Origin of the sequence: Parasphingorhabdus sp. (assembly GCF_036964565.1) — a bacterium.
GTDB lineage: Bacteria > Pseudomonadota > Alphaproteobacteria > Sphingomonadales > Sphingomonadaceae > Parasphingorhabdus.
Map to the genome: position 1 here is coordinate 107,410 of NZ_JBALTN010000001.1, position 18,805 is coordinate 126,214.

17 protein-coding genes are annotated in these 18,805 nt (G+C 62.1%); all 17 read left to right on the forward strand.

Annotation, left to right across the window (positions count from 1 at the left end; all coding sequences use genetic code 11):
- Positions 1-109 precede the first annotated feature (109 nt).
- The 17 genes from V7650_RS00490 to ftsZ all read left to right on the forward strand — a co-directional run bounded on the left by V7650_RS00490 (position 110) and on the right by ftsZ (position 18,707).
- On the forward strand, positions 110-613 hold the full coding sequence (locus V7650_RS00490; protein WP_335654277.1) for a division/cell wall cluster transcriptional repressor MraZ: 504 nt from the start codon (positions 110-112) through the stop codon (positions 611-613).
- Positions 610-1,554 (forward strand): 16S rRNA (cytosine(1402)-N(4))-methyltransferase RsmH, encoded by a 945-nt coding sequence (gene rsmH / locus V7650_RS00495; protein WP_335654278.1) that lies wholly within the window; start codon positions 610-612, stop codon positions 1,552-1,554. Before V7650_RS00490 ends, rsmH begins: the two co-directional genes overlap by 4 nt.
- Positions 1,551-2,132 (forward strand): colicin transporter, encoded by a 582-nt coding sequence (locus tag V7650_RS00500; protein ID WP_335654279.1) that lies wholly within the window; start codon positions 1,551-1,553, stop codon positions 2,130-2,132. Before rsmH ends, V7650_RS00500 begins: the two co-directional genes overlap by 4 nt.
- Entirely contained in the window at positions 2,129-3,829 is a 1,701-nt protein-coding gene (locus tag V7650_RS00505; RefSeq protein ID WP_335654280.1) for a peptidoglycan D,D-transpeptidase FtsI family protein, read from the forward strand. The genes V7650_RS00500 and V7650_RS00505 overlap by 4 nt, the downstream gene beginning before the upstream one ends.
- Before the next feature lie 4 nt (positions 3,830-3,833).
- Positions 3,834-5,276 carry a UDP-N-acetylmuramoyl-L-alanyl-D-glutamate--2,6-diaminopimelate ligase gene (locus tag V7650_RS00510; RefSeq protein ID WP_335654281.1) on the forward strand — a complete coding sequence of 481 codons (1,443 nt, stop codon included), beginning with the start codon at positions 3,834-3,836 and terminating at the stop codon, positions 5,274-5,276.
- Positions 5,273-6,670 (forward strand): UDP-N-acetylmuramoyl-tripeptide--D-alanyl-D-alanine ligase, encoded by a 1,398-nt coding sequence (locus V7650_RS00515; RefSeq protein WP_335654282.1) that lies wholly within the window; start codon positions 5,273-5,275, stop codon positions 6,668-6,670. Before V7650_RS00510 ends, V7650_RS00515 begins: the two co-directional genes overlap by 4 nt.
- A complete protein-coding gene (mraY, locus tag V7650_RS00520; protein WP_335654283.1) occupies positions 6,670-7,740 on the forward strand; it encodes a phospho-N-acetylmuramoyl-pentapeptide-transferase in 1,071 nt (356 codons plus the stop codon). The genes V7650_RS00515 and mraY overlap by 1 nt, the downstream gene beginning before the upstream one ends.
- Positions 7,737-9,071: a UDP-N-acetylmuramoyl-L-alanine--D-glutamate ligase gene (gene murD, locus V7650_RS00525; RefSeq protein WP_335654284.1), complete on the forward strand. Its 1,335-nt coding sequence runs from the start codon at positions 7,737-7,739 to the stop codon at positions 9,069-9,071. Before mraY ends, murD begins: the two co-directional genes overlap by 4 nt.
- Entirely contained in the window at positions 9,068-10,327 is a 1,260-nt protein-coding gene (locus V7650_RS00530) for a peptidoglycan glycosyltransferase FtsW (RefSeq protein WP_335654285.1), read from the forward strand. The genes murD and V7650_RS00530 overlap by 4 nt, the downstream gene beginning before the upstream one ends.
- Positions 10,324-11,508, forward strand: coding sequence for an undecaprenyldiphospho-muramoylpentapeptide beta-N-acetylglucosaminyltransferase (gene murG / locus V7650_RS00535; protein ID WP_335654286.1), 1,185 nt, complete (start codon positions 10,324-10,326; stop codon positions 11,506-11,508). The genes V7650_RS00530 and murG overlap by 4 nt, the downstream gene beginning before the upstream one ends.
- On the forward strand, positions 11,505-12,911 hold the full coding sequence (gene murC / locus V7650_RS00540; protein ID WP_335654287.1) for a UDP-N-acetylmuramate--L-alanine ligase: 1,407 nt from the start codon (positions 11,505-11,507) through the stop codon (positions 12,909-12,911). The genes murG and murC overlap by 4 nt, the downstream gene beginning before the upstream one ends.
- Complete coding sequence (locus V7650_RS00545; RefSeq protein WP_335654288.1) at positions 12,908-13,048, forward strand: hypothetical protein; 141 nt, start codon at positions 12,908-12,910, stop codon at positions 13,046-13,048. Before murC ends, V7650_RS00545 begins: the two co-directional genes overlap by 4 nt.
- Positions 13,045-13,941 (forward strand): UDP-N-acetylmuramate dehydrogenase, encoded by an 897-nt coding sequence (murB, locus tag V7650_RS00550; protein ID WP_335654289.1) that lies wholly within the window; start codon positions 13,045-13,047, stop codon positions 13,939-13,941. Before V7650_RS00545 ends, murB begins: the two co-directional genes overlap by 4 nt.
- A complete protein-coding gene (locus V7650_RS00555; RefSeq protein WP_335654290.1) occupies positions 13,908-14,870 on the forward strand; it encodes a D-alanine--D-alanine ligase in 963 nt (320 codons plus the stop codon). Before murB ends, V7650_RS00555 begins: the two co-directional genes overlap by 34 nt.
- A complete protein-coding gene (locus V7650_RS00560; RefSeq protein ID WP_335654291.1) occupies positions 14,867-15,748 on the forward strand; it encodes a cell division protein FtsQ/DivIB in 882 nt (293 codons plus the stop codon). The genes V7650_RS00555 and V7650_RS00560 overlap by 4 nt, the downstream gene beginning before the upstream one ends.
- Positions 15,749-15,805: 57 nt before the next feature.
- On the forward strand, positions 15,806-17,065 hold the full coding sequence (ftsA, locus tag V7650_RS00565; protein ID WP_335654292.1) for a cell division protein FtsA: 1,260 nt from the start codon (positions 15,806-15,808) through the stop codon (positions 17,063-17,065).
- Positions 17,066-17,171: 106 nt separating this feature from the next.
- Positions 17,172-18,707: a cell division protein FtsZ gene (gene ftsZ / locus V7650_RS00570; RefSeq protein ID WP_335654293.1), complete on the forward strand. Its 1,536-nt coding sequence runs from the start codon at positions 17,172-17,174 to the stop codon at positions 18,705-18,707.
- The last annotated feature ends 98 nt before the right edge of the window (positions 18,708-18,805 follow it).

Sequence of the window (18,805 nt, forward strand, 5' to 3'; positions counted from 1 at the left end):
TGTTATCGGGGTATTCTTCCTGTCCGGGATTCTGTTTTCGGAGGGGCGCTGGAAAGCGCGCCTTTGAAACGGGGAGAGTGTTGCCCGGTCCGGATGAGGGGTTCTCGCTGTGTCAGGCGCATATGCATATTCAGGCTCTGCGATAGCGGCGATAGACGACAAGGGTCGGCTGTCGGTGCCTGCATTCCTGCGCAAGAACCTGATCGAAAGCAGCGACGGCCGTACCCTCTGCCTCGGCACGCACGAAAAATGGGACTGCCTGGTCGGCTTTGGCCTCAGCCGCAAGGCCGACATGCTCACCGAAATAGACAGGCAATGGGAAGCGGCGATTGCGCGTGGCGACTCGTTTGACAAGGATGCCGCCGGCGCACGCAAATTCTCCTCGCTTCAGGATCTCAGCTTCGATGCCAGCGGCCGCTTCATCCTGCCGCCGCAACTGCGGGAAATCGGCAATCTTGACGGCAATGTCCTGTTTCACGGCATCGGTACCACCTTCTGCCTGTGGAATCCCCAGACCCTCCTCGACACCACCGACGACGTCCCCGTCGATCGCCGGCTGGTTGAACATCATCTGAAGGAAGCCGGACAGAAGATCGGAGGCAAAGCGAAATGACCCCCGCAACAGCCGCCCGTCACGTCCCGGTCTTGCTCGATGAAGTGATCGTTGCGCTCGCCATTGCCCCCGGCGAGACGCATGTCGATGGCACGTTTGGTGCTGGCGGCTATACCGCCGCCATGCTCAAGGCAGGTGCAAAGGTGCATGCCTTTGATCAGGATCCCGATGCAATCGCGGACGGACTGCCGATGGTCGAGGCATCCGATGGTCAGCTCAGCCTGCATCACGCCCGCTATTCGGAGATGGCCGAAATCCTCGCGGACGCGGATATCGACGGCGTCACGCTGGATATCGGCGTGTCCTCGATGCAGCTGGACCAGGCCGAGCGCGGCTTTTCCTTCCAGAAGGACGGTCCGCTGGACATGCGCATGGCCCGCGACGGCGAGAGTGCTGCCGACTTCCTCAACGAAGCCGAGGAAGAGATGATCGCGGACGTCATCTATCGCTATGGCGAGGAACGCCGGTCGCGGCGCATCGCCAAGGCGATCGTGGAAGCGCGTCCGCTGACCCGCACATCCGAGCTCGCCCAGGTGGTCCGCAAGGCGCTCGGCTATCGCGCTGGCGACAAGAAGGATCCGGCGACCCGAACCTTCCAGGCGATCCGCATCCATATCAATCGCGAACTGGGCGAACTCGAGGACGGCCTCGCTGCCGCAGAAAAACTGCTGCAGCCCGGTGGCCGTCTGGCGGTGGTGACCTTTCACAGCCTCGAAGATCGCATCGTCAAGAATTTCCTGCGTGACCGTAGCGGACAGAAGTCCGGCGGGTCGCGCCATCTACCCCAGGTTAACCAGACACGGCCGGCACCCACCTTTCATAAACCAGCCAAAGCGGTGCGTCCGGCCGGGGCGGAGCAGGCTCTTAATCCCCGAGCCCGCTCCGCCACCCTCAGATCAGCGGTGCGTACCGATGCGCCCAGCGGCGGTGGCGAGCAGTGAAGCTGGCCGTCAAGCGCCTCGAAGGAATTGGATGGCTCGCCCTGGTTTTTCTGGTGGCGATTTTGCTTTATCCGCTGTCGCTCAGCGTCGCGACGTTGCGCAGCGATCTTGCGCGTACCGATCACAAGATCGTGGAGATCAAGAAGGACATTCGCTATCTGGAAACAGAGTTCAGCGCCCGCGCCAACCTGCGACAGCTGGAAGAATGGAACAAGCTCGAATTCGGCTACGCATCGCCACAGGCTTCGCAATATCTCGATGGCGAACGCGCGCTCGCCAATCTTGGTGGCAAGGACTTGCGCAAGCCGGTCCAGGTGGCGGTGATCAGTTCCATGGATGGCATCAAGCCGGCAGGCATTATCGGATCTGTCTTCGGCACCGCCAAGGCGCAGGACCGCAACCCGGACGGCAGCGCGATCGGCAGCAAGGGCGAATATAGCGAAGCCGCGTCAGGCCCTGCGGCGCAGGCGCGAACCACGCGGGTCGCCCATCTCGAGGAGAAGCTGCTCGATGATGGCTTGGTTCGCGATCTGGGTCGGCGGGCGATCGCAGAAAAAATCGGGAGCATGTCCGAATGACGACCCTTCTGGCCAACAGCAAGAAGGTGCAGTTTTCGGGAAAAGCCAAGGAAATCGCTGCCAGCGCGCATTTCCGGCTGATGATCCTGCTGCTGGTCTTTCTTGCGGCATTCACGATCATCATCGGGCGGTTGATCAGCCTGACCATTCTGGAAGACGCCGCACCCTATCGCGCTTCGAGCAGTGCGTTCATTCCACCGCGCGGCGATATTGTCGATCGCAACGGTGTCCCTCTGGCGCGCACGATGCGCGGCTATGCCGTCCGCGTCGTCCCGGCCCGGCTGCTCGGCGACAAGGACGTGCTCGCACGACAGCTTGCCCAGATCTTTCCCGATACCAGCGCCGCGCAATTTCTGGCAAAGCTGAACGGGTCCAGCCCCACCTACCTCCGGCGCCGGGCGCTGCCCGAAGAGGTCAAGCAAATCCATGCACTGGGTGAGATCGGAATCGAGTTTCCCCGCGAGAATGAGCGCCTCTATCCGCAGCGCGAACTCGCGGCGCATGTGCTTGGCTATGTCAATGCCGATGGCGACGGGGTGATGGGCATGGAACGGGCGCTGAACAATCGCCTCGGCGACCGCAGCCTGCGGGGGACGCCCGCGATGCTGTCGATCGACAGCCGTGTCCAGTCCGCCTTGGAAAGCGAACTGCAGAGCGCCATGCTGATGACTGAGGCGCGCGGCGCCGCCGGGATCATACTGGACGTGGAGACCGGCGAAGTCATGGCACTCGCTTCGCTGCCGATGTTCGATCCCAACAAGATCCGCCGGGATTCGATGAAACACCAGAATAACGAGGTGACCCAGAGCGTGTTCGAACTGGGTTCGACGTTCAAGCCGCTGACCATCGCTGCGGCGCTCGATGCCGGCACGGTCACCGATCTGGCGGTCCGCTACAATGCAATGGAGCCGATCAAGATTGGCGGCTTCACGATCAAGGACGATCACAGCCAGGGTCGGTATCTGAACGTGCCGGAGACGCTGGTCCACAGTTCCAATATCGTCACCGCCCGGATCGCCGACAATCTTGGCAAGGAAGCGATGGAGCATATGTTCCGCCGGCTAGGATTTGACGAACGGCCGCATATCGAGCTGTTCGAGCGTGGCAAGCCGCTCTGGCCACGCAACTGGGGACGGGTTACCAACATGACCGTTGCCTACGGTCATGGCATCGCCGTAACTCCGCTGCATCTGGCCAGCGCCTATGCGGCGCTCGTCAACGGCGGTATCTGGCGGCCGGCGACCCTGTTGAAGGTCGAGCCCGGCAAGGAAGCCAAGGGCCGCCGGGTGTTCAAGGCCGCGACCAGCGCCCGGATGCGCCAGTTGCTGCGGATGATCGTGGCGGACGGGACCGGCCGCAAGGCCGATGCACCGGGGTTCCGGATCGGCGGCAAGACCGGTTCAGCAGAAAAGCCATCGGAAGGCGGCTACAACAAGACCTCGCTGGTTTCGACCTTTGCGGCCGCATTCCCGATGGACAATCCGCGCTTCGTCCTGATCGCAATGCTGGACGAACCCAAGGGCACTGCTGAAACCTCGTTTCAGCGCACCGCCGGCTGGACTGCCGCTCCGGTTGTCAGCAAGGTGGTTACCCGTGTAGGGCCGATGTTGGGCGTCATCCCTGACGAACATCGCGATGTCGACGTCTCGGAACTGACGCCGCTGCTGTGGAAACCACCATCCGGGACTGAAGAGTAGTATCATGCGTCTGAATAGCTTCGTACCCGGCCTCGATGGCACCGCAGGAGAGCAAAACGTCACCGGGTTCGCGATTGATCACCGCAAGATAGCGCCAGGCAATATTTTTGGCGCCTTTCGCGGTGCAAGGTTCAACGCCGAAGACTATATCGAGGCCGCTGTCGCTGCCGGAGCGATAGCGATTGTCGCGCGTCCGGAGGCGCGCGTCGAAGGCGTCGTGCATATTGTCGACGAGGAACCCCGGCAGCTGTTTGCCCAGATGGCGGCGCGCTATTTCACGCCCACGCCCGCGCATGTCGCAGCCGTCACCGGCACCAACGGCAAGACCTCGATTGCCGAGCTCACCCGCCAGCTCTGGCGAATGGATGGTCACAACAGCGCTTCCATCGGGACACTGGGAGTTACCACCGCCGACGAGCAGGTGAAGACCGGACTGACGACACCCGATATAGTCACCTTTCTCTCCAATATGTCCGGCCTTGCGCGGGAAGGGGTAAGTCACGCCATCTTCGAGGCGTCCAGCCATGGGCTGTCGCAATATCGCACCGAGGGACTCCCGGTCCAGGTCGGGGTGTTCACCAATCTCAGTCGCGACCATCTCGATTATCATGGCGACATGGACAGCTATTTCGAGGCCAAGATGCGGCTGTTCGACGAGGTGGTTGTCGGTGATGGCATAGCCGTGATCTGGGCTGATGATGATCCGTGGTCGGCAAAGGCGATCGAGCGGGCCAGGGACCGGGGACTGGAACTGTTCACCGTCGGAGAGAAGGGAACCACGTTGCGGCTTGTTTCGCAGACCCCGACGCATCTCGGCCAGACCCTGATGGTCGAGGCGCAAGGCAACACCCGCCGCATCTCGCTGCCGTTGATTGGTGCCTATCAGGCTGCCAATATCCTCTGCGCGGCCGCCATTGTCCTTGCCACCGGCGGCAAGTTGGACGCCATATTCGATCACATGCAGCGGGTGCAGCCGGTCCGCGGGCGCATGGAGCGCGCGGTCATCACCCGAGCGGGTGCCCCGGTCTATGTCGATTATGCCCATACCCCCGAGGCGCTGCGCGCGGCGATTGCAGCCTTGCGACCCCATGTGACCGGCCGCCTGATCACGCTGTTTGGAGCGGGCGGCGACCGGGACAAGGGCAAGCGGCCCGAAATGGGCCAGATTGCTGTGGAAATGTCCGATCATGTGATCGTCACCGATGACAATCCGCGCAGCGAGGATCCGGCCGTGATCCGTTCGGAAATCATGGCGGGTGCGACCGGTGCCGATGACGTCGGCGACAGGCGCGCCGCCATCACCCAGGCGATCGAAATGGCCGGACCACAGGATATCGTGCTGCTCGCCGGCAAAGGCCATGAACAGGGGCAGATTGTTGGCGACCGGGTGATCCCCTTTGATGATGTGGAAGTGGCGCGCGAATGTGCCGGAGCCCAGACGTCATGAGCGCCCTGTGGACATCCGCCGCGATTGCGGAGGCAACGGACGGCAAGCCAAGCGCTGCCTTCACGGTTCAGGGCGTGGCTTTTGACTCGCGCGAGATCGGTCCCGGAGACCTGTTCGTCGCCCTGAAGGGGGAGCATAGCGATGGTCATCTGCACGTCGACCAGGCCTTCGCATCCGGCGCATCCGGCGCGATTGTCAGCCAGCCGGTCGAGGGGCCGCATATTCTGGTTGCCGATACCGCCAAGGCGCTGGATGCACTGGCCGCCGCCTCGCGTTCGCGGACCGATGCCAAAATCGTAGGAGTGACGGGATCTGCCGGCAAGACAGGGACGAAGGAAGCCCTGTTCGCCGCCCTTGATCGTTGCTCCTTCGGCAAGGCGCACCGGTCGGTCAAAAGCTACAACAATCATGTCGGCGTGCCGCTCAGCCTATCGCGCATGGCGGCGGACACACAATATGGTATTTTCGAGATGGGCATGAATCACGCCCATGAACTGTCGGCCTTGACCCGCCTGGTGCGGCCGCATGCGGCCATCATCACCACGATTGCGCCGGCCCATATCGGCAATTTTGCGACCGGCGAGGCTGGTATAGCGGACGCAAAGGCGGAAATTTTCGAAGGATTGATGCCGGGTGGAACGGCGGTCATCCCTCACGACAGCCCTCATTTCAGCCGGCTGAGGAAAAAGGCAGAGCGATACGCCGCACATGTGCTGTCCTTCGGGTTTGAAGCCGGCGCCGATGTGCGCGCGGTCGACGTTGTCTCGGCCCCGGGGGGAGGCTCGCTGGTCACCGCGCGGCTCGGCGATCAAAGTCTCTGCTTCACGATCGCCGAAGCGGGCCAGCACTGGGTGTCCAATGCGCTGGCCATTCTCGCCGCCGTGCGCGCGGTTGGCGGTGATTTTGCCTCTGCCGGCCTTGCGCTTGCGGAAATGAGCGGCATTGACGGTCGCGGCCGCCGTCACCTGATATCGCTGAAATCCGGCGGCAAGGCGATGGTTATCGACGAAAGCTACAACGCCAATCCAGCATCGATGAAGGCGACCTTGCAGCAATTCTCCGGCGGACAAAATGCCGGTCGCAAGATCTTGCTGCTGGGTGCGATGGGGGAGCTGGGCGAGCAATCTGCCCAATATCACGCCGCCTTGGCCGATGACATCCTCGCGTCCGGTGCGGAAGTCATCATCTTGGTCGGCGACGATATGACACATACTGCCGCGAAACTGGAACAGGGTCTTGATCGCGGCGTGAAAATGACACATGCGAACAATGCTTCGGAGGCGCTGACCGAGGTCGCAAAACTGCTCAGCGACGGGGATCGTCTACTGGTCAAGGGTTCAAATTATCTGGGGCTTTCCTCCGCGGTATCCGCGCTGGTAAGCGGGGAGTATTGATGTTCTATTTACTGGCCCAATGGCTTGAATTCGAAGGTATATTCAACGTGTTTCGGTACCTGAGCTTTCGCTCGGGCGCTGCGGTATCGACATCTCTTTTCATTGGTCTGCTGATCGGCCCCCGGTTCATCAACATGCTGCGGATGCGGCAGGGCAAGGGACAGCCGATCCGCGAGGACGGACCGATCACCCACCTGAAAAAGGCGGGCACGCCAACGATGGGGGGCCTGATGATCCTGTTTTCGGTCGTCACCTCTCTGCTGCTGTGGATGGATCTCAGCAATATTTTCGTCTGGGCCTGCATTTTCGTCACGCTGGGCTTTGGCGCGATCGGCTTCATGGATGATTATGACAAGGTCCGCAAAGCCAGCCACAAGGGCGTCCCGGGCCGGGTCCGGCTGCTGCTGGAATTTGCCGTCGCCGGCTTTGCCACCTGGCTGATTGTCCAGCAAATCGGGACCAGCCTCTACGTGCCGTTTTTCAACGATGTCCAGATAGACTTGGGCTATTTCTATATCCCGTTCGCGATGTTCGTGATCGTCGGTGCCGGCAACGCCGTCAATCTGACCGACGGCCTCGACGGGCTTGCCACCATGCCGGTGGTGATCGCCAGCGCGACCTTCCTGGTGCTCGTCTACCTGTCGGGCAACGCCGTCTTCTCCGAATATCTCGGTATCCCGTTTGTGCGCGGCGCCGGCGAACTGGCCATCTTCTGCGCCTGCGTGATCGGTGCCTGCCTCGCCTTCCTGTGGTTCAACGCGCCGCCGGCGGCGGTCTTCATGGGTGATACCGGCAGCCTTGCGCTTGGCGGCGCTCTCGGCGCGATCGCCGTCTCCATCCATCATGAAATCGTGCTGGCGCTGGTCGGCGGTCTGTTCGTGCTCGAAGCGGTATCGGTCATCGTCCAGGTGTTCTTCTTCAAGCGCACCGGTCGCCGGGTGTTCCGCATGGCGCCGATCCACCACCATTTCGAACAGCTGGGCTGGTCGGAATCGACCATCGTGATCCGTTTCTGGATCATCAGCCTGGTGCTCGCTCTCGCCGGCCTCGCGACGCTGAAGCTCAGATGATCGTCTCCCCCGCCTTTGCCGGAAAGCGCTATGCCATCCTCGGACTGGCCCGGTCCGGCATGGCGGTGCTGGAAAGCCTCCATGCGAGCGGCGCTGAATTGCTCGCGTGGGACAATCGCGAGGAACTGCGCGACAGCGTGGCCGACAAGGCGCTGATCGCTGATCCGCTCGAATCGGACCTGTCCGGTTATGACGCAATCGTCGTGTCGCCCGGCGTACCGCTGAATACCCATCCGATTTCGCAAAAGGCCAGGCTGGATGGCGTGCCGATTGTCGGCGACATCGAGCTCTTTGCGAGGGCCCGGTCGGCTCTGCCGCCACACCGGGTCGTCGGCATTACCGGTACCAACGGCAAGTCCACGACCACGGCGCTGGTCCACCACATCCTGATTAGCGCTGGCGTACCTGCGGTGATGGGCGGGAATATCGGGTTGCCCATCCTGTCGCAGGAACCGTTGCCCGCGGGCGGTGTCTATGTGCTGGAACTGTCAAGCTATCAGATTGACCTGACCGAAAGCCTCGATTGCGACGTCGCCCTCTTGCTCAATATCAGCCCCGACCACCTCGATCGATATGATGATTTTGACGGCTATGCCGCATCCAAGGCGCGCCTGTTCGACATGCTCGGGGCGCACCATACGGCAATCTTCGCCAGCGCCGACGACAAATCCCGGTTGGCGCTGCAGGGCCTTCTCGATCTCGCACGGGTGGAAGGCATAGTTGATACGGCTTCCCGCAATATCGCCGGGCAGCCGGACTGGCCGTCGTTGCAGGGGCCGCACAATCTGCAGAACGCCATAGCGGCGGTCGCGGTGGTCGAGGCGCTGGGCATTGCCGAAGCGCAGTGGCGACCGGCGCTGGAATCCTTCACCGGCCTGCCGCACCGTATGGAACGCGTTGCCGAATCCGGCGGCGTGCTGTTCGTCAATGACAGCAAGGCGACCAACCCTGCCTCGACCGGCCCGGCGCTCGGTGCCTATCCGAAAATTCACTGGATCCTGGGCGGGTTGCCGAAGAGTGACAGCCTTGCCGAGTGCGAGCCGTTTTACCAGAATGTCGTGCGCGCCTATACGATTGGCGAAGCCGGTCCGCTGTTCGGCCAATTGCTGGCCGACCATGTTCCGGTTGAGCCCTGCGAAATGATCCTGACCGCGGTGCAACGCGCTGCCGCCAATGCCAGGCCTAGCGAGGTGATCCTGTTATCTCCGGCCTGTGCCTCGTTCGACCAGTTTCGTGACTTCGAGGCGCGCGGCAACTGCTTTCGCTGTGCGGTCCAATCGGTGATCGAAAGCGGCATGATCGGAACGGAAGGGGCGGAGGCAACAGGATGAGTGCACCTCGACAAAATGGAGATACGGATCGGCCGCTTCCCGAAATCGCCGTTGGCCTGAAAAAGAAGCGCTTTCATCTGCAGTCCCGCCTGGGGCGCAGCGATCGTTCGCCACTGGCCATCTGGTTCTGGGAACTTGACCGCGTCCTGCTGGGGCTGATCCTGACGCTGGTCGCCATCGGGCTGATCGCGGTGGCAGCGGCGTCACCGGTGACCGCCCTGAAGCAAAGTACCGCAGCGGTGACGATCGATCCGCTCTATTATTTCTATCGCCAGCTGGGCTGGGTGATAGTCGGCATTCCGGTGATGCTGGTGATCTCCATGCTTCCGAAGGAGCAGGCGCGGCGCTTTGCCATTCTCGCCGCGCTGGCGGCGTTCGTGCTGCTGTTTCTGGTGCCGGTTTTCGGCAAGTCGGTGAACGGCGCCCAGCGCTGGATCGGCTACGGCTTCGCTACGATCCAGCCGGGCGAGTTTCTCAAGCCGCTCTATGCAGTCGCTCTGGCCTGGCTGCTGTCGCTCCGGGTCAAGGATCCGGGCCTGCCGGTGATCTCGCTGTCCGTCATCCTGACCGGCATCATCGCCATATTGATGATGATGCAGCCCAATCTCGGTGAGACCATTCTGATCTGCGGCATCTGGTTCGCGGTGATGACGGTCTCAGGCCTGTCGGCGCGGCTGATCGCGGCAATCGGCACCTTGGGCGTCGGTGGGCTGGTCGGAGCCTATTTCCTCTATCCCGTGGCGACCCAGCGGATCAACGCATGGCTGTTCGGCGGCGGTGAATATGATCAGGTGATGTTCGCGCACAAGGCGTTGACCGGGGGCGGACTGCTGGGCACGGGACCGGGCCTCGGCACCGCCAAGTTCAAGCTTCCCGAGGCGCATACCGATTATATCCTGTCGGTCATCGGCGAAGAATTCGGCCTGCTGGCCTGCATGGCGATCGCACTGGTGTATCTGGCGATCATCGTCCGCGTATTCCTCCGCTTGCTCGACGAGGAAGACAATTTCATCATCCTCGCGGTCGCTGGCCTGACCGCACAGTTCGGTGGCCAGGCGCTGATCAACATGGCCGTCAATCTGCAGCTGTTCCCTTCAAAGGGCATGACCCTGCCGCTGATCAGCTACGGCGGCTCCTCGATCCTGGCGCTTTGCATCGGCATCGGACTTTTGCTCGCATTTACCCGTCGGAACCCGTATCTTGACCGCTCACAATATGTCTCGGCCTGGCCCGAGCGAGGACGGATAGCGGTATGAGTTTTTCGAAACATTATGTGCTGGCAGCCGGCGGCACCGGCGGCCACATGATTCCTGCCTATGCACTGGCAAAGCAACTGGTTTTGCGCGGGCACCGGGTGGCGCTGATCACCGACGAGCGCGGCGCGAAAATTCCGGGAATGGTCGACGAAGGGCAGGTCCATGTCCTGCCCGCCGGACGCATTACGAAGGACCCCCGCAGCTGGCCGGGCGGACTGCGCGCCATTCTCAAGGGCCGGCGGATGGCAATGCAGCTTTACGAGACATTCCAGCCCTCGGCTGTGGTCGGGTTCGGCGGCTACCCCGCCTATCCGGCGCTGCTCGCTGCAAACACCCGCGACGTTCCGACGATCGTGCACGAGCAAAATGCGGTGCTGGGCCGGGTCAACCGGCTCGCCGCGCGTACGGTCAATGCCATCGCAACCGCTTATCCCGACGTCCTCAGGATCAAGCCGAAATACCAGGAAAAGGTTCATCTCGTCGGCAACCCGGTGCGCGAGCAGGTGGTGGCGCTGCGCGACGAACCATATCCACCGCTGTCCGAGGAAGGCATTTTCCGGGTGCTGGTTACCGGCGGCAGCCAGGGCGCTTCGATTCTCTCCGATGTGGTACCGGATGCGATGGCGATGCTGCCGGTCCATTTGCGCCGCCGCCTCCAGATCACCCAGCAATGTCGCGAGGATGATATCGGGCGGGTTCGCGAGAAATATGCCGAACATGGTATCCCTGCGGAGCTGGCCACCTATCTCCCTGACCTGCCCGAACGGCTGGGCTGGGCTCATCTTGTCATCGGTCGCGCCGGTGCCTCCACCATTGCCGAGCTGACCACCGCCGGTCGTCCCGCGATCCTGGTTCCCTTGCCGAGCGCGATGGACGATCATCAGACCTATAATGTGAAGGAAATGGTCGCATCCGGCGGCGCGCGTTCGATCGCCCAGTCGCGTTTCACTGCCAAGGAGCTGGCCAAGCAGATGCAGAAAATGGCACTGCAGCCCGGCGCGCTGGAAAATGCCGCGCGCTGCGCGGCAAAATGCGGACGCCCCGAAGCGGTCAATGATCTCGCCGACCTGGTCGAAAGCTTCGGGACCTCCCCGCTCGGAACGACGATGAAGGTCGAGAGGGAAATGCCGAACCCGCTGTCGTCTCGCAAGGAAGCCCTGGCCAAGGATGTTGCACGGTGAAGGCTGTCGGAACGGATATTGGCACCATTCATTTCGTCGGTATCGGCGGCATCGGCATGTCCGGCATTGCCGAGGTGATGCACAATCTCGGCTACAAGGTGCAGGGCAGCGATATCGCCGAAAGCTACGTGGTCGAAGGCCTGCGCGCCAAGGGTATCGACGTCAAGATCGGCCACAATCCCGAGAATGTCGATGGTGCCGCCGTGGTGGTAACGTCGACCGCCGTCAAGCGCGGCAACCCGGAAGTGGAAGCCGCGCTGGCCAATCGCATACCGCTGGTCCGCCGCGCCGAGATGCTTGCCGAGCTGATGCGGCTGAAATCGACGATCGCCATTGCCGGTACCCATGGCAAGACCACCACCACATCCATGGTCGCGGCGATGCTGGACGCTGGCGGCATTGATCCGACCGTGATCAACGGCGGCATCATCAACCAATATGGCTCCAACGCCCGCCTCGGCGCCGGCGAGTGGATGGTGATCGAGGCCGACGAAAGCGACGGCAGCTTCCTGCGGCTCGACGGCACCATCGCCGTGGTCACCAATATCGATGCCGAACATCTCGACCATTATGGCAGCTTCGACAAGATCAAGGACAGCTTTGTCGAGTTCATCGAGAATGTCCCTTTTTACGGCGCGGCGATCCTGTGCATCGACCATCCCGAGGTGCAGGCGATCCTGCCCCGCATCCGCGACCGCCGGATCATCACCTACGGCTTTTCCGCCCAGGCCGATGTCAAGGGTGTCAACGTCACGCCGATCCCCGGCGGCAATCGTTTCGATGTCGCGATCCGTGACCGCGACGGCAATGTCCGGACCATCACCGGGATCGAACTGCCCATGCCTGGCCGCCACAATGTCCAGAACGCGATCGCCGCGGTTGCGGTCGGTCTGGAAATGGGGATCGGCGACGACAAGATCGCCAAGGGCTTCGATCATTTCGGCGGGGTCAAGCGCCGCTTCACCAAGGTCGGTGAAGTCGACGGCGTGACCATCATCGACGATTATGGCCATCACCCGGTCGAGATCCAGGCCGTGCTGTCCGCCGCGCGCGAAGGCGCTGAGGGCCGCGTCATTGCGGTGGTTCAGCCGCATCGATTCACCCGGCTGCGCGATCATATGGAGGAATTCCAGGGTGCCTTCAACGATGCCGACATGGTCTTTGCCACGCCGGTCTACGTCGCTGGCGAGGATCCGATCGAGGGCATCAACAGCGAGGCCCTTGTCGAGGGGCTGAAGGTGCGCGGCCATCGCCAGGCGGAAACCGTGGCGGACGAACGCGCGCTGGCCGAGCGGCTGGCCAGCATTGCCCAGCCCAAGGACATGATCATTTGCCTTGGTGCCGGTGATATCACCAAATGGGCCGCCGGACTCGCGGATGGGATAAAGGAGGCGCGCAAATGAGCCGCTTTCCGTCAGGCATGAGCCTGTTTCCGTTAGTCCTGAGCCTGTCGAAGGACGCCTATCGTCGCGAAACGCACTTCTACAAGCTCAGTGCTAACGGATTTTCCTTCCGGTATCTGTCGGGGGCGACGCAATGAACGCGGTCGCCACCATGCCCGACACACGCGGAAAGCTGACCGAAAGCGCGCCGCTGGCGCCGCTCGTCTGGTTCAAGACCGGGGGACCCGCTCAATGGCTGTTCGAGCCAAAAGATATCGACGATCTCCAGCAGTTTCTCCGTGATCTCGATCCTGCCATTGCGGTTTGGCCCCTGGGCCTCGGCTCCAACCTGATCATCCGTGACGGCGGAATTCGCGGCGTGGTGGTGCGGCTGGGCAAGGCCTTTGCCGGCATCGAGACCGATGGCCTGCAAATCTGCTGCGGGGCAGGGGCGCCAGGCATATCGGTTGCCAGCAAGGCCCGCGACCAGGGCATCGCCGGTATGGAATTCCTGCGCGGCATTCCCGGCACGATAGGCGGCGCCGTCCGGATGAACGCCGGCGCCTATGGCCGCGAAGTCTGCAACATTCTCGAAAGCGCGGATGTGGTGCTGCGCAACGGCAACCGGGTGACTCTCCCGCTCGCCGATCTCGGCTATACCTATCGCCATTCCGACCTTCCCGAAGGATCGATCGTCGTCAGCGCAACCTTCGTGGGAGAAAGCGGAGATCCCGCCACCATCGGCGCGGAAATGAAGCGCATCGCCGAAGAGCGCGAGGCTTCCCAGCCGCTGCGCACCAAGACCGGTGGCTCCACCTACAAGAACCCGGAAGGCAAGAAGGCCTGGCAGCTGGTCGACGAGGCCGGTTGCCGCGGCTTGCAGGTCGGCCAGGCGCAGGTCTCGGAAAAGCACTGCAATTTCCTGATCAACCTTGGCGGTGCCACCTCGGCGGACATCGAAGCCTTGGGTGAAGAGGTGCGCAAGCGGGTCAAGGCCCACGCCGGCGTCGAACTGCAATGGGAAATCCAGCGAGTAGGAGAGGCGATTTGACCGCCACGATCAAAAAGAAACTCCACGTCGCGGTCCTGATGGGCGGCTGGTCGGCCGAGCGCGAGGTCTCGCTGACCAGCGGCAAGGGCGTCGCCGATGCGCTGGAGAAGAACGGCCACAAGGTCAGCCGCGTCGACATGGACCGCAATATTGCTCTGGTGCTTGATGGCATCCGTCCCGATGTCGTGTTCAACGCGCTCCACGGCGTACCGGGTGAAGACGGCAGCGTCCAGGGCATGCTCGACCTGATGCAGATTCCTTATACCCACAGCGGACTTGCGACATCGGTGATCGCGATCGACAAGGAGCTGACCAAGCAGCAACTGGTCCCCGCCGGCATTCCGATGCCAAAGGGCAAGATTGTCTCCAGCGCCAGCCTCTACGAGGCGGACCCGCTGCCTCGCCCCTACGTTCTGAAACCGGTCAATGAGGGATCGTCGGTCGGGGTCGCGATCGTCACCGATGACAGCAATTACGGCAATCCGATCAGCCATGATGCGGTCGGTCCCTGGCAGGAGTTTGAGGAACTGCTGGCCGAGCCATTCATCCGTGGCCGGGAGCTGACAACCGCCGTGCTCGGCGACAAGGCGCTGTGCGTGACCGAACTGAAAACCGCGCAGGGCTTCTATGATTATGACGCCAAATACTCCGAAGGTCTGACCGAGCACGTCTGCCCGGCCCAGATCCCGGAGAATATCGAGGCGCTGTGTCTCGACTATGCCCTGCGCGCGCACCGGATACTCGGCTGCAAGGGCACGTCGCGAACCGATTTTCGCTGGGATGACGAGCAGGGCGCCGCCGGCCTGTTTGTGCTCGAAACCAACACCCAGCCCGGCATGACCCCGCTCAGTCTGGTCCCGGAACAGGCCCGGAAAATGGGGATCAGCTATGAAGAGCTGGTCGAGATAATCGTGAGAGAAGCGCTATGACAGCCACCCGGAAAAGCACCAGTCGGCAGACCAGGGGCAAGCCCCGCAAGCAACCAACGCGCACGGTCCGGCAGGTCTCCGTGTTCGACAGGATCTTGCGCGCGATGCCGGTGACAGAGGCGCAGGTCCAGAAAGGGCTGACTTGGGGGCTGGTCGGTGTCTTCATTCTTGGCGCCTACAGCGTCTCCTATTATTCGGGCATCAACGACCGCATCAAGTCCGAGGTCGCGGCGGCGGTCGGCAAGGCGGGATTTGAAGTGAAGCGGGTCGAGGTCACTGGTGTCAACCGGATCGACGAGCTGAAGGTTTACGAGATCACTCTGGCGCAAAAAGATCGCTCGATGCTGCTGGTGGACATTGACGAAGTGCGCGAAGACCTCTTGTCCAATGGCTGGATCAAGGACGCCAGAATCTCGCGTCGGCTGCCCGACACTCTGGTGGTCGACATCGTCGAACGAGAGCCGGTGGCGGTCTGGCAGAATCAGGGCAGGCTGTCGCTGATCGACAAGACCGGTTTCCCATTGGAAGAAATTGCCCGCGAGGAAATCCCCGACCTGCCGGTTATAGTCGGCAAGAAGGCCAATTTGAAGTTTACCGAGCTCGACGAACTGCTCGACGTTGCGCCGGCGCTGCGCCCGATGGTCACCGGCGCGACATGGATCGGCAACCGGCGCTGGGACCTGGAATTTGACAGCGGCGAGACGCTTGCCCTGCCGGAAGGTGACGAAACGGCATCGGCGGCCCTGCTTAATTTTGCGCGGATGGATGGGGTCAACCGCCTGCTCGGGCGCGGGGTCGTCCATTTCGACCTCAGGGATGCCGAACGCGCCTATTTGCGGATGCCCCCCAAGGCGGAAGTGGCAGAACCGGAAAGTTGATGGCTCCAATCGTTGGTGGCATGGTTCGGATGGAAATAAAGGTGAAGGGTTAGTCGAATGGCAGCGCGCGTAGAAAAAATCTTCACATCACTGGATATCGGGTCCTCGAAAATCTCGGCAATGATTGCCGGGCGCATGGACAATGGCGAACTGACCGTTCTGGGGACCGGGCAGCGCGCCAGCAAGGGCGTCAAGCGGGGCTATATCGCCGATACCGAGACCACCGAGATGGACGTCCGCGATGCGGTGGAACAGGCGGAGCGGATCGCCGGGACCAATATCGACGACGTCTGGGTCAGCTTTTCGGCGGGCGGCCTGCAGAGCCTGCTGACTTCGGTCGAAACCGAACTGGGCGGCCACCGGATCGAACAGGATGATATCGACCTTTTGCTCGATGCCGGTCGCAACAGTATTGACCCGAAAGGCAAGATGGTGCTGCACGCGCAACCGGCACTTTATACGCTCGATGGCCTGAACGGGGTCAAGAAACCCAAAGGTCTGCACGCCGACCGGCTCGGCGTGGACATTCACGTCATCCTCGCCGAAGCTTCGCCGGTCCGCAATATCGAGATGAGCGTGCGCGGGGCTCATCTGAACGTGAAGTCGATCGTCGCCTCGCCGATTGCCGCGGGCACGGCCTGCCTGTCGCGCGAAGAGCGCGAACTGGGCGTGGCGCTGGTCGAGATGGGCGCGGAAGTGACCAATGTCTCGCTTTTCGCCGGCGGCATGCTGGTTGGCCTGACCACACTGCCTTATGGCGCCGCCGATATCACCGACGATATCGCCTCGTCCTTCGGTCTGCGGCGCGCGCAGGCCGAGCGGATCAAATGTTTCTACGGTTCCGCCACCACCAGCCCGCGCGACAATCATGATGTCATCAATCTTGATGTCGACAAGACCAGCGAGGGTTCCGAAGAGGAGGGGCGAATTACCCGGGCGCAGCTGATCGCGGTAATCCGGCAAAGGCTCGACCATCTGATTGGCGAAATCGGGCGGTCGCTGAAGGAGCTTGGCTTTACCGGGCCGGTCGGCCGGCAGGTTGTCCTAACCGGCGGCGGCGCCGAGCTCAAGGGCATCGCCGACTATGCCCAGTCCGCGCTGGGACGCACCGTGCGCATCGGTCGTCCGGCCGGCCTCAGCGCCCTGCCGGAAGCGCATAGCGGTCCCGCCTTTGCCGGTCTCGCGGGACTGGCTCTCTATGCGTCGCAGGAGCCGGTGGACCTTCGCTATCTGGCCGGAAGCCATCAGAATGTGCACAAATATGGTGGATCAGCGGTGATCGGACGGCTGATGCAGGCGATCCGGGGAAATTTTTAGAAATTTGATGAAAATAAATTAACTTTTCGGGTGATTCCGTCGCGAAATTTGTGCAAAGCGTGAAACAAATATTACAGCACGATAAAATGTCTCGGGAGACAGTGAGATGAGTATCAATATTGGCCCACCGGAAGTCGAAGAACTGAAGCCGAAAATCGCGGTTATCGGAGTCGGCGGAGCGGGCGGCAACGCCATTGCCAACATGATCGCCGCGCAGGTCGAGGGCGTTGATTTTATCGTCACCAACACCGATGCGCAGTCGCTCAACAGCTCCACCGCCGAGCGGCGCATCCAGCTGGGCCCCGATATCACGCAGGGTCTTGGCGCCGGATCCCGTCCCGAAGTCGGTCGCGCCGCGGCCGAAGAAACCATCGACCTCGTCGAGCAGGCCCTGGAAGGCACGCATATGTGCTTCATCGCCGCCGGCATGGGCGGCGGCACCGGTACCGGCGCCGCTCCGGTCATTGCCAAGGCGGCACGCGATCGCGGTATTCTGACCGTCGGTGTCGTGACCAAGCCGTTCACCTTCGAAGGCACGCGCCGCATGAAGTCGGCCGAGGCAGGCATTGAAGAGCTGCAGAAGAATGTCGACACGCTGATTGTCATCCCGAACCAGAACCTGTTCCTGGTCGCCAATCCGAACACGACGTTCAAGGAAGCCTTTCTGCTCGCTGATGAAGTCTTGCAGCAGGGCGTTCGCGGCATCACCGACCTGATGGTCATGCCAGGCCTGATCAACCTCGACTTTGCCGACGTGCGCAGCGTGATGCACGAAATGGGCAAGGCAATGATGGGCACCGGCGAAGCGGAAGGCGACGGACGCGCGCTCGAAGCGGCCGAAAAGGCCATTGCCAACCCGCTGCTCGACGGCGTCTCGATGCAGGGTGCCAAGGGCGTCATCGTCTCTATCACCGGCGGCGAAGACATGCGCCTGATGGAAGTCGACGAAGCCGCCAATCATATCCGCGAGCTGGTCGATCCCGACGCCAACATTATCTGGGGCAGCGCCTTCAACCCCAATCTCGACGGCCGTATCCGCGTTTCCGTCGTTGCCACCGGCATCGACAGCGAAGGCAGCACCTCATCAACGGCACCGCCGGCATCCTTTGCCATGGGCAGCGCGTCACGCCACAAGGAAGAAGCGGCGCCGGTTTCCAGCTTTGCGTCCTCCATTGCGAGCGACGAGAGCGAAGCGGACACGGCTCAGGAACCCGAAGTGGAAGCAGAATCGGAATCCGAACCCGTCGCGCAGGCAGAGCCGGAAGCGCCAGCGGCGCCCGTGGCGTCAGCCACTCCGGTCGCAACCTACGGCGATGACGACGACGATACGGTTTCGACCCCATCATTCGCATCGCTGACGCCGGGAATGTCCTCGTCGGAACCCGAAGCGGACGAAGACGAACTGGTGCTCGGCAACGATGCCATCCAGCCGGACGATTCCGAAGAGTCGCCGGTCGCTCCCTCGCGCGGTTCGGCAGCGCCGGCACCGCGCGTTGCGACCAGCGGCGGCACGTTGTTCGAGCGTATGTCCAATCTCACCCGCGGCGGGTCCAAAGGCGATGATGACAACGATGGCGAAGACGACAAGTCCCGCGATCCGCTCGACATCCCGCGCTTTTTGAATCGCCAGAACAATCAGTAGGGCCGAGGCTCGTTAGCCTTGTTGCCCGCGCAATGGGGAATGGCGAGGGGGTTTGTCTTTCGCGTGCCACCATTGGCCTTACCGACTTGCGGGAACGA